At 64.9% G+C, this 14,908-nt stretch carries 14 protein-coding genes; 6 read left to right on the forward strand and 8 right to left on the reverse strand.

The features are described from left to right. Window positions 1–41: 41 nt before the first annotated feature. From V6X63_RS09350 to V6X63_RS09385, 8 genes are all read right to left on the reverse strand, one after another. Window positions 42–908 carry a fumarylacetoacetate hydrolase family protein gene (locus tag V6X63_RS09350; protein ID WP_367967940.1) on the reverse strand — a complete coding sequence of 289 codons (867 nt, stop codon included), beginning with the start codon at window positions 906–908 and terminating at the stop codon, window positions 42–44. A gap of 83 nt (window positions 909–991) precedes the next feature. Further along, the gene (locus V6X63_RS09355; RefSeq protein ID WP_367967941.1) at window positions 992–1,696 is read right to left on the reverse strand and encodes a ThuA domain-containing protein; all 705 of its coding nucleotides are present in this window, start codon (window positions 1,694–1,696) and stop codon (window positions 992–994) included. Beyond that, on the reverse strand, window positions 1,693–2,565 hold the full coding sequence (locus V6X63_RS09360; RefSeq protein WP_367967942.1) for an NAD(P)-dependent oxidoreductase: 873 nt from the start codon (window positions 2,563–2,565) through the stop codon (window positions 1,693–1,695). The genes V6X63_RS09355 and V6X63_RS09360 overlap by 4 nt, the downstream gene beginning before the upstream one ends. Then, a complete protein-coding gene (locus V6X63_RS09365; protein WP_367967944.1) occupies window positions 2,562–4,073 on the reverse strand; it encodes a sugar ABC transporter ATP-binding protein in 1,512 nt (503 codons plus the stop codon). The genes V6X63_RS09360 and V6X63_RS09365 overlap by 4 nt, the downstream gene beginning before the upstream one ends. Then, window positions 4,070–5,071 carry an ABC transporter permease gene (locus tag V6X63_RS09370; protein ID WP_367967945.1) on the reverse strand — a complete coding sequence of 334 codons (1,002 nt, stop codon included), beginning with the start codon at window positions 5,069–5,071 and terminating at the stop codon, window positions 4,070–4,072. The genes V6X63_RS09365 and V6X63_RS09370 overlap by 4 nt, the downstream gene beginning before the upstream one ends. Window positions 5,072–5,084: 13 nt before the next feature. After that, a complete protein-coding gene (locus V6X63_RS09375) occupies window positions 5,085–6,074 on the reverse strand; it encodes an ABC transporter permease (RefSeq protein ID WP_367967946.1) in 990 nt (329 codons plus the stop codon). A 37-nt stretch (window positions 6,075–6,111) separates the two neighbouring features. Further along, window positions 6,112–6,909: an SDR family oxidoreductase gene (locus tag V6X63_RS09380; RefSeq protein WP_367967947.1), complete on the reverse strand. Its 798-nt coding sequence runs from the start codon at window positions 6,907–6,909 to the stop codon at window positions 6,112–6,114. 79 nt (window positions 6,910–6,988) lie between these two features. Beyond that, on the reverse strand, window positions 6,989–7,939 hold the full coding sequence (locus V6X63_RS09385) for a sugar ABC transporter substrate-binding protein (RefSeq protein WP_367967948.1): 951 nt from the start codon (window positions 7,937–7,939) through the stop codon (window positions 6,989–6,991). A 207-nt stretch (window positions 7,940–8,146) separates the two neighbouring features. Here V6X63_RS09385 and V6X63_RS09390 point away from each other — a divergent pair, with 207 nt between their 5' ends. The 6 genes from V6X63_RS09390 (at window position 8,147) to V6X63_RS09415 (ending at window position 14,866) form a co-directional block, all read left to right on the forward strand. Beyond that, window positions 8,147–9,973, forward strand: a complete 1,827-nt coding sequence (locus V6X63_RS09390) for an ABC transporter substrate-binding protein (protein ID WP_367967950.1) — start codon at window positions 8,147–8,149, stop codon at window positions 9,971–9,973. Between the two features lie 28 nt (window positions 9,974–10,001). Then, window positions 10,002–10,811, forward strand: a complete 810-nt coding sequence (locus V6X63_RS09395; protein WP_367967951.1) for an SDR family NAD(P)-dependent oxidoreductase — start codon at window positions 10,002–10,004, stop codon at window positions 10,809–10,811. An 85-nt stretch (window positions 10,812–10,896) separates the two neighbouring features. Continuing rightward, window positions 10,897–12,195, forward strand: a complete 1,299-nt coding sequence (locus tag V6X63_RS09400) for a M24 family metallopeptidase (RefSeq protein WP_367978730.1) — start codon at window positions 10,897–10,899, stop codon at window positions 12,193–12,195. A 2-nt stretch (window positions 12,196–12,197) separates the two neighbouring features. After that, window positions 12,198–12,962, forward strand: coding sequence for an SDR family oxidoreductase (locus tag V6X63_RS09405; protein ID WP_367967955.1), 765 nt, complete (start codon window positions 12,198–12,200; stop codon window positions 12,960–12,962). A 9-nt stretch (window positions 12,963–12,971) separates the two neighbouring features. Further along, the gene (locus V6X63_RS09410; RefSeq protein WP_367967956.1) at window positions 12,972–13,715 is read left to right on the forward strand and encodes an SDR family oxidoreductase; all 744 of its coding nucleotides are present in this window, start codon (window positions 12,972–12,974) and stop codon (window positions 13,713–13,715) included. After that, the gene (locus tag V6X63_RS09415) at window positions 13,715–14,866 is read left to right on the forward strand and encodes an alpha-hydroxy acid oxidase (RefSeq protein ID WP_367967957.1); all 1,152 of its coding nucleotides are present in this window, start codon (window positions 13,715–13,717) and stop codon (window positions 14,864–14,866) included. The genes V6X63_RS09410 and V6X63_RS09415 overlap by 1 nt, the downstream gene beginning before the upstream one ends. Window positions 14,867–14,908 lie beyond the last annotated feature (42 nt).

The raw sequence follows: 14,908 nt of genomic DNA on the forward strand, positions 1-14,908 counted from the left end.
TCCCGCCCAATATACACGTCAAACGGCTCGGGAGCGCACCATCAGCCGAGATCCCGGGATGGCAGAACCGCCGAGCGCTGCTCGCCCAGGCCGGCGATGCCGAGGGTGACAACCTCCCCGCCGTGCAGATAGCGCTGGGGAGACTGCCCCATGCCGACGCCGGGCGGCGTACCGGTGGAGATGATATCGCCGGGCTGCAGGCTCATGAAACGGCTGCAGTAGGAGACCAGCTCCGGAATCCGGAAGATCATCGTCGCCGTGGAGCCGGTCTGCATGCGCACGCCGTCCACATCCAGCCACATATCCAGTGCATCGGGATCGGGGATCTCATCCAGGGTCACCAGCCATGGACCAGTGGGACCGAAGGTGTCACAGCCCTTGCCCTTGTCCCAGGTACCGCCGCGCTCGATCTGGAATTCGCGCTCGGAGACATCGTTGACCACGCAGAGGCCCGCGACATGCCGCATCGCCTGCGACTCGTCGATGTAGGCGCCCGGCTCGCCGATGACCACACCCAGCTCCACCTCCCAGTCGGTCTTCTCGGAGCCACGGGGCACCTGAATCGGGTCGTTCGGCCCGACCACGGAAGAGGTCCATTTGTTGAAGATGATCGGCTCAGGCGGGATCGGCATACCGGCCTCTTCGGCATGATCAGCGTAATTGAGACCGATGCAGACGAACTTGCCGATGCCACCGACGCAGGGCCCGAGCCGCAGATCCTCCTGAGGGGTTCCGGCGACGACGGGCAGTGAGTCGACATCGAGATCGTTCAGGGCGCTCAGTCCTGCCGGACGCAGGGCCTGGCCGGCGATATCGGGCACCACCCCCGAGAGGTCGCGGACACGGCCGGATGGATCGAGCAGCCCCGGCTTTTCGGCGCCGGGCGCGCCATGGCGAACAAGTTTCATGGATATTCCTCGTTTTCAGATGGAAGACGTTTCGCGGAGCCGACCCGCCCGACCTGACGGCAGGCGCCGGGTCGGCGCCGCACTTACTGCGCCCGCGCAGCCCAGCGGGCGCCCCGGCGGATAATCTCTGTCACCTGCGGCACCTTCAGGTCGTCCAGCGTATGCCCGATCGAGCAGTAGAAGATCCGCCCCTGGTCCCAGCGGCGTTTCCAGACCACCGGAATCACGGTGCCCTCGATCCACCAGAGATGATCACCGGAGAATGTCGTGGTCGCCAGCACCTCGTTGGAGGGGTCGACCAGCATGTAGTACTGCTCTGAATGCAGACGGAAGCTCTTGATGCCCTGCATGACGGGGTCGGTGGGACGCGTCACCGTGACGTCGTAATCCACGAAATCATCGGATGGCACCGCATTGTCGGGCCAGCCCGGCGGATGCGCCACGAACTGGCCGCCGATCAGGAAGTGATAGGTGGGCCGGTCGCGGAATGCATCGCCCATATGCCCGTGCCATCCCGCCATCCCGCAGCCGCTGGCCACCAGTTCCAACAGCCCGTCCTCCTGTTCCTTGGTCATGTTGCCGAACTCGGGCTGATGGGCCGAGCGCGCGGATGACCAGATGGGCACGATCAGGTCAACGTCCCGCATCCCGTCGGGGTCGGCCAGCGGCGCCAGCGTGTCATGAACATCCACTTGGAAACCGTCCCGCGTCAGCAGATCTTCACACCAGTCCGCGAACTCGGTGGGCGCATGGCCTTCCCAGCCGCCCACGAAAAGCGCTGCTTTCATCGTTCCCCCTCGCGCATGAAATCAAGCATTGAGGCCATGTCACGCGCTCCGTACCCGCATGCCTCGGCTGCCTTCAGCTTCTCCAGCGTCACCCGCCCCTGCGGCATGCCGGTGCCCTGGGCCTCGGCGAGCGCCGCCGTAACCTCCATGTCCTTGCGCGCCAGCGCCACGGTGAAGGTCACCTCGTGGGCCGCTTCATCCAGGTAGAGCGGGCGGCGGTAGCTGATCATGGGGGCGCAGGCGGCGGATGCCTCGATCGCGTCGAAAGCCGACCGTGGCGGAATGCCCGCCGCCTCGGCCAGGGTCATGGCCTCCGCGAGTGTCTGGTTGATGCCGTGGATGAGCGAGTTGATGGCCAGCTTCATCACTGAGCCCGCACCCGTCGAACCCAGACAGATGACATGCCTGCCCATGGCCTCCAGGACCGGCATGAGCGGCTCCATTGTGGCCTCGGAGCAACCCGCCATGATCATCAACTCACCCTTTTCCGCGACTGGGGTGGCGCCGGAGACCGGCGCATCGATCACGGTCATGCCCGCCGGCGCTCCCTCGGCCAGGGCACGGATATGGTCGGGACTCATGGTGCCCATCTCGAGGCAGATCATCGGTGCCTGTCCCGAGAACAGCCCGTCGCCGCCCAGGTGGACGGCATGGGATGACGGGTCATCGGCGAGCATCGTGATCACGATGTCCGAGGCATCCGCCAGGGCCTTGGGCGTCGGCGCCACCGCAGCACCCGTCTCGGCGGCGAGGGCCTCGGCCTTCGCCGCGGTCCGGTTCCAGACGGTCAGCTCGTGGCCGGCCGCCGCGACGTTCCGGGCCATCGCGACGCCCATCCGCCCCAGTCCCGCAAATCCCACCCGCATCATGCCACCGGTTCGGTGCCGAGCCCCGAGATCGCCTGCACGAGGTTGTCCTCGTTGACCTCCCCGGCGCTGAAGGTGCGGGTGATGCGCCCGTGATACATGGCCACCACGCGGTCGGAGACATGCAGCACTTCCGGCATCTCGGAGCTGATGACGATGACCGCATACCCCTGGCCGGCGAGCTCACGGATCAGGTTGTGAATCTCCGATTTGGATCCGACATCCACGCCGCGGGTCGGCTCATCGACGATCAGCACGTCCGGTCGCATCGACAGCCATTTGCCGATGACGATTTTCTGCTGATTCCCCCCGGAGAGGTTCTTCACCTGCTGACGCCAGCTCGGCGTCTTGATCTGCAGGCGATCGCGGTATTGGTCGAAAACGGCGATCTCCGCTCCCTCGCTGACGAACGGGCCGGCGGTCAGGTCATCCACCTGGGGCAGCGTCATGTTGTCGCGGCAGTTCATGCCCAGCACAAGGCCCTGCTCCTTGCGGCTCTCGGGCACCAGCGAAATGCCATGGGCGATCGCCTCGACCGGTGAGTGGATACGCGCAGGCTCGCCCTTCAGCAGGATCCGCCCGGCACTGGGCGAGCGCAGGCCGAACAGGGTCTCGGCGATCTCCGTCCGCCCGGCACCGACAAGGCCGTAGAAACCGACCACCTCACCGGCATGGACCTTGAAACTGACGTCCTCGTATAGGTTGCCGCAGGACAGCCCCTGTACCTCGAGCGCGACCTCGCCGAGCTCGCCCTCCGAGACATGCCGCGACAGGTCGAGGCTGCGCCCGATCATCAGCTTGGTGACGGCTTCCTCGTCCGTCTCCCGCGTGGTCAGCGTGCCGCGATACGTCCCGTCGCGCAGGACGCTGATGCGGTCGGAGATTCGGAAGATCTCCTCCATGCGGTGGGAGATGTAGACGATGCCCACCCCCTGCGCCCGCAGGTCACGGATGATGTCGAACAGCACTTCCTTTTCGGCATCGGTCAGTGAGGCGGTGGGCTCGTCGAAGATCACGGCCTTGGCATCCACTGTCAGCGCCCGCGCGATCTCCACCATCTGCTGCTTGGCGATGGACAGTTCGCCGACGACCTGGTCCGGACCGAATCCGCAGTTCAAGCGATCGAGGATGCCCCCCGCATCGGCCCGCAACCGGGGCCAATCGACCCGACCAAAGCGCTTGCGGGGCAGCTCCCCCAGATAGATGTTCTCCGCCGCCGTCATTTCCTCGGCGAGGCTCAGCTCCTGGTGAATGAAGACAACGCCCTTGGATTTCGCCTCCAGCGGGTTGGTCATCACCGCCGGCGACTCTTCGATGTAGATCTGCCCCTCGTCGGGCTGATGGACGCCACCCAGGACCTTCATCAGCGTGGACTTGCCGGCGCCGTTCTCGCCGAGCAGGGCATGGACCTCGCCCGGCATCACCTCGAAACTGACGCCGTTGAGCGCCCGGACGCCCGGGAATGTCTTGACGATGTTCTCCAGCCTCAGCGCCGGTTTCCGCTCGGTCATACCTTCAACTCCTCCCTGCCCCGGCGATTGAGCTGCCGGTCGAGGAACAGGACCGCGATCAGGATGGATCCGATCACGAGGTTCACGGTTTCGGTGTCGGCCCCGATATGCCCCAGCCCCTTGCGCAGGATCTGGATGGCGATCACGCCGCCGAGGGTGTTGATGATCGACCCGGAGCCGCCGGTCAGCTTGGTACCCCCGAGGACGACCGCCGTGATCACCCAGAGCTCGTAGAGCATGCCGTCATTGGGGTTGACGGAGCCGCTGGCCGAGTAGAAGACCACGGCGGACAGCGCCGCGAGAAAACCGATGAGCACGAAATTCCAGACCATGTGCGGGCCGACCTTGATGCCGGCGTTGACCGCGGCCTCCCGGTTGTCACCGATGGCGTAGGCGTTGCGGCCATGGACCGTGCGGGTCATCACCAGCCACAACACCAATGTGCACAGGAGCAGGACGATCGCCGGCAGCTCCAGGCCGAAGAAGCTCGACTCGGCGATGTCGACCATGGTCCAGTTGAGATGGAAGGTGGGCTGCTCACCATTGAACATGAACACCAGACCGCGGAAACCGAGCATCGCCCCCAGCGTCACGATGAAGGCATCGACGCCGGTCTTCCAGACGACCATGCCGTTGATCAGGCCGAGGAACGCTCCGGTCGCGAGGGCGATCAGCCAGGCCACCGGAATGACCCAGTCACCGAGACCGGCGAAGACCGCCCAGCTCATGGAATCCAGCATCACGACACCGGCCAGGGCGAACGTCGCGCCCACCGAGAGGTCGATGTTGCCGTTGATCATCACGATGGTCATGCCCAGGGCGATGATGCCGATGGGTGCCGACTGCTTGAGCAGGAGCAGCATGTTCTCGGGGTCGAGGAAGCTCGCTTCCGAGAGCGACAGGAAATGGCCCGCCACCGTAAAGAAGATCAGCTCAAGCACGATGAAGCCCCAGATTGCCCCTCGCTTGAGGAATTTGCGCAGGTAGACGTTCTGCATCGGGCCGTCCTCCTCAGGCGATCGGCGACCAGAGACGGCCGCGCTTGGCGGCGATGTCGAGCCACACCGCCAGGATGATGATGATCCACGTCACGATGTACTGGACGTAGAACTCGAGGCCGATGAGCAGCAGCCCGTTCTGGATGAACCCGAGGATGAGAACGCCGATCACCGTCTTGAATACCGTGCCGGACCCGCCCATCAGCGAGGCGCCGCCGAGGATGATGGCGGCCAGTACCTCGAGCTCCATCCCCTGGCCCACGGTGTTCTGACTGCCCATCGACCGGCTGGCCTGGATCAGCCCGGCCGTGGCGACGCAGAAGGAGGAGACCAGATAGCAGGCGAAGACGGTCCGCGCGCGGCGGATGCCCGAGAACGTCGCCGCGGTGCCATTGCCACCCACGGCATACACTTTGCGCCCGAACGGCATCTTGGTCAGGAGGATGCTGAGCAGCGCCGCGAGCCCAAGGAAGATCAGGATCGGAACCGGAATGCCCAGGGCGGTGCCCTGGCCGAAGATGCTGAACCAGGTGCCTTCCTTGTCGGCAATGTCGATGTTCTTGCCGCCGGAGTAGGTGAGGGTCAGCCCATGGATGGCAGAGAGCATGCCCAGGGTCACGATCAGCGAGTTCAGCTTGAGGTAACCCACCAGGAAGCCGATCAGCGCCCCGAGCGACATCGTCATGATGAACATCGCCGGGATCGCCAGTTCGGGGCCGATCTTGTCGTGGAGATCCAGGACCACGATGGCCGAAAACGACATCATCGAGCCCACGGAGAGATCGAGATTGCCGCTGATGACCACGAACGTCACCCCGAGCGCCATGACGCCGAGAATGGTGGAAGAGCGCACCACCCCCAGCACATTGTCCATGTCGAGGAAGCGGTCATTGGCGAGCGCGAAGCCCACCATGAAAATGACAAAGGCCACCAGGATGCCCTGGCGGGCCAGGAAGTTCCCGGCGGCCTTGAGACTCACCGGGTTTGTCGCAGTGTCAGCCATGTTCTCCTCCCCGGGTCCGGCGCTGCCCTGTGGGCGCTCAGACCAGTGTCATCCCGCCGTCGATCATCACGATCTGTCCGGTCATGTAGTCGCTGTCGCGAGAGGCAAGGAAAGTCGTCGTTCCCGTTATGTCGGCAGGCGTGGCGACGCGGCCCTTGAGGATGTCAGCGGAGAACTCCTCCATCGCCTGACCGGGTCGCTCGGAGGCGCCAATCGCCATCAGATCGCGGTCGACCTCCTCCCACATCTCGGTCGCCACCACACCCGGCGCAAAGCCGGTGACGGTAATGCCATGCTTCGCCAGATCCCGGGCCGCCGATTGCGTCAACGACACCACGGCCCATTTCGAGGCGCAGTACGGCGCCACATTGTCGAAACCCTGGCGACTCGCGATCGAGGCCGTATTCACGATCTTGCCGCCTTCACCCTGCTCGATCATCTGCCGCGCGGCTTCCTGCATGCCGATCAGCACGCCGAGGCCGTTGATATCCATGATCCGGCGCCAGTTCTCCTCGGTGACATCGAGGAAGTTCATCGGCTTGTTGACGCCGGCATTGTTGAACTTGATGTCGAGCCGCCCGAAGCGCTCCACCACACCGTCGATCATGTCGCGGACCTGGGCGCGGTCGGTGACATCCACCGTGGCGCCCATGACCGCCGCGCCGTTCGTCCGGGCACGAGCGCGGTTCGCCTCGGTCACGGCGGCGACCTTGTCACCGTTGATATCCGCAAAGCAGACGCTCGCACCCTCATCCAGCAGTGCCTCGCCGATGGCGCGCCCGATACCCTGGGCGGCGCCGGTGACAATGCAGGATCGGCCAGATACACGCCCCATGACGCGCTCCCCAGTCACTCGATGATAATCGGATGGTCGGCGCGGGCCTCCGCAGAGGCCCGCTTATCCAGGTGGGTTATCAGAAGACGGGCTTCGAGAACTCGTCCATGTTGTCCTGCGTGATCTTCGGCGTGTCGAAGTAGTTGAGGAAGGGCACGTCCTCGCCGTTCAACACATCGATCGCCGTCTGCAGAGCGGCCTCGGCGTCATCCACCGGTGACTGGTAGATCGATCCCCAGTACTCGCCACGGTCCATCGCCTCGTAACCGACTGCGAAGTTCGTGGCACCGACGAAGATGATCCCGTCGCGGCCGGCGGCCTTGGCGGCATTCAGCGCGCCGACACCCATGTTGTCGTCACCGGCATAGACGCCATCAATGTCGTCGTACTTGACGAGGAAAGCCTCCATCACCGTCTGGGATTTCTCGCGGTTCCAGTCGCCGGGCTGGGTTTCCATCAGCGTCACGTCGGGGCAGACCTCAGGCAGGCGGTCCTCGAAACCCTGTGCGCGCTCGATGGCCGTGGTGTAGCCGGGCTGACCCGTGATCTGGACGATCTGGGCCTCGTCCTCGATACCCATTTCCGTGAACTTGTCACACATGATCTCAGCGGACCGGCGGCCCTGGGTGATGTTGTCCGGTCCGGAGAAGGAGGCGACGAAGTCGAAGCCCTCTTCAGCGATGTTGGAGTTGGTGACGATCACCGGGATGTCTTCCTGGGCCGCCTTGCGGACCGCCGGAATCACCGCCTGCCCGTTCGTGGGCCAGATGATGATGGCGTCGACGTTCTGCTGGATGAGGTCCTCCATCTGCTGGATCTGGCGGGCGACATCGCCACCGGCATCCATGACGACGACCTCAACATCGGGGTTGGCCTCGGCGGCTTCGATGAATGCCTGCTCATAGGTCGTCTGGTAGCTGTCGACGCCGACATTGTTCTGGGTGATGCCGATCTTGTAGGTCTCGGCCTGCGCGGCGCCCATGAACAGTGAGCCGGCCGCGGTGATGGCAAGCGCTTTGTAGAGCTTCATCCGTTTCTCCTCCGTCTGTTTCTGTATAGCCCCGTCTCTCCGGGCGATCCGTCAGTAGGCGCCCTTTGGGGTCCAAATCAGTCTCGCAGCTTGTTGCCGGTCCACGTAGTGCCAATTATGTTCATTATGGATATATCTTTATCCGATATGGACTGAAAGCCGATACCTTCATTCCATCAACTTGAACACACTGAGGATGCTCAAAAAATGAAGAAGACTTTTTCATCCATTACGGATAATTTTTCAACGGCGGCATTCCGTGGACTGCCGGCGAGGGAGGCTTCGGCACGCGTGACGGCGATGAGTGCGACTCCGGCCAGCAAGACCCATCGGCCACCCACATCGGGTGAGCTGCTGCACGTGCTGGCGTATCTCGAGGAGTGCACGAACGAACTCGAATCAAGCAGTGACCTGAATGACCCCAACCCGGTATTCCGGATGTGCCTGCACGCGGTGAAGCGGCACCTCGAAGGCAAGGTGATGACGCCGACCTCCCTGATCGCGGCGAGCAACGTGCCCTATGCCACCGGCAACCGCCGGCTGAAGGACATGATCGAGGCCGGCCTCATCGACCAGCGCCCGCGCACCAAATCCGGCAAACGGTACTCGATGCATCCCAGCGAGAAACTGCTCGCGCAGTGGACGCAGATGGCGGGACAGGTGGGCAAGCTGGCCGCGACTTACTTCGGCGACCGGAAACATCGTGAAGAGGCGCGGGACTACTACTTCGGCAGTTCTTACATGGCGGCGCGCACGATTCCGCCGATCCAGGTCCTGTCCGAACCGCTTAAACTGGCGGGCGGGATGCGTGTTCTGGTGCATGGCGATCCCACATTCATGGTCATGGAGACCTTCAAGCGACAGTTCGAGCAGGTCATCGGGACGCAGATCCACCAGCGCGCCTTTTCCATCGACCGCCTGCGTGCCGAGGCACTGCAGAATGCCGAGCGCAAGGCGAGCCGGTACGACATCATCGCCCTGGACCTGCCGTGGATCGGCGAATTCGCGGAAAAAAAGGTCCTGATGCCGCTGGACGAGATCATGGATGTGGATGGTCTCGATCCGGCGGATTTCCACACCGCCGGCTGGAAGGCGACCCACTGGGGCGGTCGGGCCTATGGCGTACCGGCTCAGACCACGCCGGAACTGTTGCTCTATCGCTCCGACCTGTTCGCCGACGCCGGCATCGAGCCGCCGGCGACCACCGATCAGCTGCTGACCGCTGCGCGCGAGATGCATGCGCCGCAGAAGGGCCGCTACGGCATTGCCTGGAATGGCGCCCGGGGCACGGCGCTGGGTCACACGGTTCTCATGATGATGGCCGACTTCGGCCAGCCTGTACTTGATCTGCCCGGGTCGGGCATCGGGTATGAAACCGATGGACTGCCGAGGCGGGATTACCGCGCGACCATTGATACCGAGCGCGGGCTGATGGCGGCCGAGTACCTGATGCAGCTGCTGGAGTACGCGCCGCCGGAGACCCTGACGATGTCCTGGTATGAGCGGATGCGCTCGTATGCTGAGGGCCGCGTCGCCATGGCTTATGGCTATACGCTGCTCGCGCCCTATTTCGAACTCGACCCGTCGTCGCCCGCCCACGGACAGACCGGTTACCTGCCGCATCCCAGCGGGGCCGGTGCGCCCAACGTCGCGCCGGTGGGCGGCTACGCCATGGGCATTCCGGCCAACCTGCCGCCCGAACGCGCCGCCGAGGCGGTCAAGGCCCTGCGTGTCTTCACCAGCCCCGAGGCGCAGAAGCTCTACATACAGAATGGCAGTCGCACCAGCCCACGGTTCAGCGTCGGCGCCGATGCGGAAGTGCGTCGCACCTCGCCGATCTTCGAGGTGATGGAGGCGATGTCATGGCGCGACGAGCTGCAGTTCTGGCCACGGCCGCCGGTCCCCGAGATCACCGGAATCATCCAGATCTGTGGCGAGGAATTCCACGACATGCTGCGCGGCCGGGCCAGCCCGCGCGCCGCCCTGCGTCAGGCCCAGCAGAGGGCCGACGCGTTGATCGAGAACCCCGAGTAGTCAATCGAAAACCGAGGAGGAGCCGACCATGGACCCTAACCGCCTGAAGGGTAAAAACATTCTGATCACCGGTGCCGCGAGCGGCATGGGCGCCGCCAATGCGGAAAGCTTCGCCGCCCAGGGCGCCAACGTCTGCATCGGTGACCTGGACCTGGACCAGGCACAGGCGGTGGCGGACCGCATCAACGAGGCGGGCAACGGCCGGGCCATCGCCGTGAAGATGGACGTCACCCGCCGCGAGGACAACGCGACCGCCGTGGGCGCGACCGTCGAGGCATTCGGCTCGATCAACGTCGGCATGTTCAACGCCGGCCTCAACAAGCCCCGTTTCTTCATGGACATCGATGAAGACAACTGGGACATGATCATGGACGTCAACACCAAGGGCATGTGGCTGGGCATGCAGGAGACCGCCCGGCAGATGATCGCCCAGGGGCCGATGGAGGATCACCCCTACAAGCTCATCAACGTCGGATCCATCGCCTCGCGCAAGCCGCTTGTCGACGTCACCGTCTATTGCACTTCGAAATACGGCTGCCTGGCGCTCACTCACTGCGGTGCCCTCGGCCTCGCCGAGCACAACATCACCGTCAACGGCTTCGCGCCGGGCGTTGTGGTCACCCCGCTGTGGGAGCAGCTGGATCAGGACCTGATCGATATCGGCTTCAAGGAGCGCGAGGGGCAGGCCTATGAGGATATCGTCAACAATTTCCTGCAGATCAAGCGGGTCTCCTACCCCGCCGACATCACCGGCACCGCCTCGTTTCTCGCCAGTCATGACAGCGACTATATGACCGGCCAGATGATCCACATCGACGGGGGTTGGTGCATTCAGTAGCGCCCCGTTCGGTGCCGTCTGATCCGTCAAACCCTATCCGGAACCACACCAGGCGGGCGTCATGCCCGCCGCAAGGAGTTTTGCCATGAACCGTGCTCTGATGCCCAATCTGCTCACCCCACAGGACCTCGAGCCGAACTGGCAGTGGGAAGCCAGACTGCCTGCGTCCGGCCATATGTCCGTCGATTTTGAACGACGGATCGACCATGACCGGCTGCGCCGCTACCGTCTGGCGCGCACGCGCCAGGCACTGCAGGCCTCCGGCGCCGGCACGCTGCTGCTTTTCGACGTCAACAATATCCGTTATGTCAGCGCCACGAAGATCGGCGAGTGGGAGCGCGACAAGATGTGCCGCTTCTGCCTGCTCACCGGCGATGACAGCCCCTATGTCTGGGATTTCGGCTCCGCCGCCGTGCATCACCAGAAGTACTCCGACTGGCTGGAGCCGAGCCACTGCCTCGCCGGCGTGGTGGGCATGCGGGGCACGATCCCGCCGGAGTTCGGCCTGATGCGCCGCTATGCCAGGGAAATCGCACGGCTGATCAAGGAGGCCGGCATGGCCGACATGCCGGTGGGCGTGGATTACGCCGAAACCGCGATGTTCCACGCGCTCAAGGAGGAAGGCCTCAACATCATCGACGGGCAGCAGATCATGCTCTCGGCCCGTGAGATCAAGAACTGGGACGAGATCCAGCTTCTGACCCAGGCGGCCTCGATGGTCGACGGGGTCTATCACATGATCTACGAGGAGCTGAAGCCCGGTGTCCGGGAAAACGACATCGTCGCGCTCAGCAACAAAATGCTCTATGAGATGGGCAGCGACGACGTCGAGGCGATCAACGCGATCAGCGGCGAGCGCTGCAACCCCCATCCGCACAACTTCACCGACCGTTATTTCCGGCCGGGTGACCAGGCGTTCTTCGACATCCTCCAGAGTTATCAGGGCTACCGCACCTGCTACTACCGGACCTTCAACGTCGGCCGCTCCACCCCGGCCCAGGAGGAGGCCTACGTCAAGGCACGTGAGTGGATCGATGCCTCGATCGCAATGATCAAGCCCGGCGTGACCACGGACAAGGTGGCCGCCGTCTGGCCCCGTGCCGAGGAGTTCGGCTTCCCGTCGGAAGAGGCCGCCTTCGGTCTGCAGTTCGGTCACGGACTGGGGCTCGCCCTGCATGAGCGGCCGATCATCAGCCGCGCGGTCAGCCTCGATCATCCGATGGAGATCCAGACCGGCATGGTCTTCGCGCTGGAGACCTACTGCCCGGCAAAGGACGGCTTCTCGGCAGCCAGGATCGAGGAAGAGGTGGTGGTGACACCGGACGGGTGCGAGGTCATCTCGCTGTTCCCCGCGGAAGAACTGCCCATTGCGAACCGGTACTGATCATGAACAGTGCATTTGATCTCACCGGCCGCAGGGCCCTGGTCACCGGCGGGGCGACCGGCATCGGCGAGGGCATCGCCCTCGGCCTCGCCGCCGCCGGCGCCGACGTGGCCGTGACCTATCGCAGCCACGAGCCCGAGGAGACGCTCGCGCGAATCCGGGCCGAGGGTCGCCGGGGCGCCGCGGTGAAGGCGGATTTCACGGACCTGGACCAGGCGGGCGCAGAGGAGGTCGTGGGTTTCGCCGAGGACGCGCTCGGCGGTCTCGACATCCTGGTCAACAATGCCGGGATCATCCATCGCGAGGACAGCACCGGGTTGGCCCTCTCGGACTGGCGTCGGGTGCTCTCGGTCAACCTCGACTCGGTCTGGCTGCTGACTCAGGCGGCCGGCCGGCGCATGGTCGACCGGGGCGCCGGCAGGATCGTGATCGTCTCGTCGGTGCTCGGTTCCCAGGGCGGGCTGCGCGTGCCGGCCTACGCATCGAGCAAGCATGCCGTCATCGGCCTGACCCGCGCCCTGTGCAACGAGTGGGCGCCGCATGGCGTCAACGTCAACGCCATCGCGCCGGGTTACACGGCGACGGACAACACCCAGGCCCTACGCGACGACCCGGAACGCTCCAGGGCGCTGCTTGAGCGCATTCCCGCGGGCCGTTTCGCAGACCCCTCGGAAATCGCCGGCGCCGCCGTTTTTCTGGCGTCGGATGCCGCCAACTACTGCCATGGGAGCGTGGTCACCGTCGATGGCGGCTGGCTCGCGCGCTGAGGAGGATTCATGGAGAACACGCTCGAAGGCAAGACCGCGCTGGTCACCGGTGCCGCGAATGGAATCGGGCGGGCCAGCGCCGAAGCGCTGGCCGCCCGTGGCGCACGGGTGATCGCCACCGATATCAACGGCCCGGCGGTAGAGGCCGTCGCCCGTGACACACCCGGCATGAGCGGCCACCCGCTCGACGTGCTGGATGGCGAGGCGGTCGAGGCACTGGTTGCCTCCGTTGCCCCCGTGCACATCCTGGTGAACTGCGCCGGATGGGTCCATGACGGCACCATCCTCGATTGCGACGACGACATCTGGGACCGTTCGTTCGATCTGAACGCCAGGGCGATATTCCGGATCACCCGGGCCGTCCTGCCGGGCATGCGTGAAGCCGGCACCGGGTCGGTGATCAATATCGCCTCCATCGTCTCGAGCGAGAAAAGCGCGCCGCGCCGTTTCGCCTATGCGGCATCCAAGGCCGCGATCATCGGCATGACCAAGTCGATCGCGGCGGATTTCGTCAAGGAGGGCATCCGCTGCAATGCCATCTGCCCCGGCACGGTACAGAGTCCATCGCTGAACGAGCGCCTGGCTGCGACCGGCGACTTCGACAAGGCACTGGCCGCGTTCAAGGAGCGCCAGCCCATGGGGCGGCTCGGCCAGCCCGAGGAAATCGCGGAAATGGTCTGCTACCTCGCGGGTGACATGTCGGCCTTCACCACGGGCCAGGCTCTGGCCATCGACGGCGGGTGGTCGAGCTGATGGGCCTCGACCGAGCGGCCTCGATCGAGGATCTGCGCTGCCGGGCCCGGCGGCGCATTCCCCGTTTCGCCTTCGACCTCGTCGACGGCGGCGCGGAGAGCGAGCGCAATCTGCGCCGCAACAGCGAGGCGCTCGAGGAGGTGGAACTGATCCCCCGCTACATGATGGATGTCTCCGCGCTTGATACCCGGGCGACCCTGCTCGGCCAGACCTATGACGCGCCGCTCGGGATGGCGCCCATCGGCATGCTCAATGCCTTCTGGCCGAACGCGGACGAGACGCTGGCGAGGCTCTGCAAGCGCCATAACCTGCCCTATGTGGCGAGCTCGGCAGCATCCACGACGCTGGAGGCGCTTGCCGAGGCGGCTGACGGGAACGGCTGGTTCCAGCTCTACGTGTCGAGCGATGACGATGTCACCGAAGGCCTGATCCAGCGTGCCGAGGCCGCGGGCTATACGACGTTGATCGTGACCGCCGACGTGCCGGCCGCGGGCAAGCGGGATCGCGATATCCGCAATCAGCTCGCGGTGCCGTTCCGGATCACGCCCGCCGTGATCGCCGGGCTTCTGGCCAATCCACGCTGGTCGCTGGCAACCCTCATTCACGGCAAGCCCAACATCGCCAACTACGCCGGGCTTCTGCGCAGCGCGACCTCCTACGCGGACGTACAGAAAACCCTGATCACCCCGGCGCTCACCTGGGAGGGACTGGAGCGCCTGCGCGGACGCTGGAAGGGCAAGCTGCTGGTGAAGGGCATCCTCCACCCGGACGATGCCCGCGGATGCCTGGCGATCGGCTGTGATGGCATCATCGTCTCCAACCATGGCGGCCGGCAGGTCGCGTTCGGCCCGCCCACGATCGAGATGCTGCCCGCGATCGCCGAGGCGGTCGGCGGCCGCATGGCCATCATCATGGACAGCGGCGTACGGCGGGGCGCCGATATGCTGCGGGCGAAAGCGCTGGGCGCTGATTTCGCCCTTGCCGGGCGCGCACTCGCCTACGGCGTCGGCGCCGGGGGCGCGGCCGGCGCCGAGCGCGCCTTCGAGATCCTGCACCTCGAGCTGATCCGGGCGCTGGGGCAGCTCGGCGCCTCCTCATTCGAGTCGGTCGGGCCCTCGGCACTCCGTCGCGGTCACTCCGAGGCCGACTGACCCCGGGCATAGAAGGGCCCGCCATCCGCGACCCATCCGGGT

The organism is Spiribacter onubensis, assembly GCF_040838425.1.
Taxonomy (GTDB): domain Bacteria; phylum Pseudomonadota; class Gammaproteobacteria; order Nitrococcales; family Nitrococcaceae; genus Spiribacter; species Spiribacter onubensis.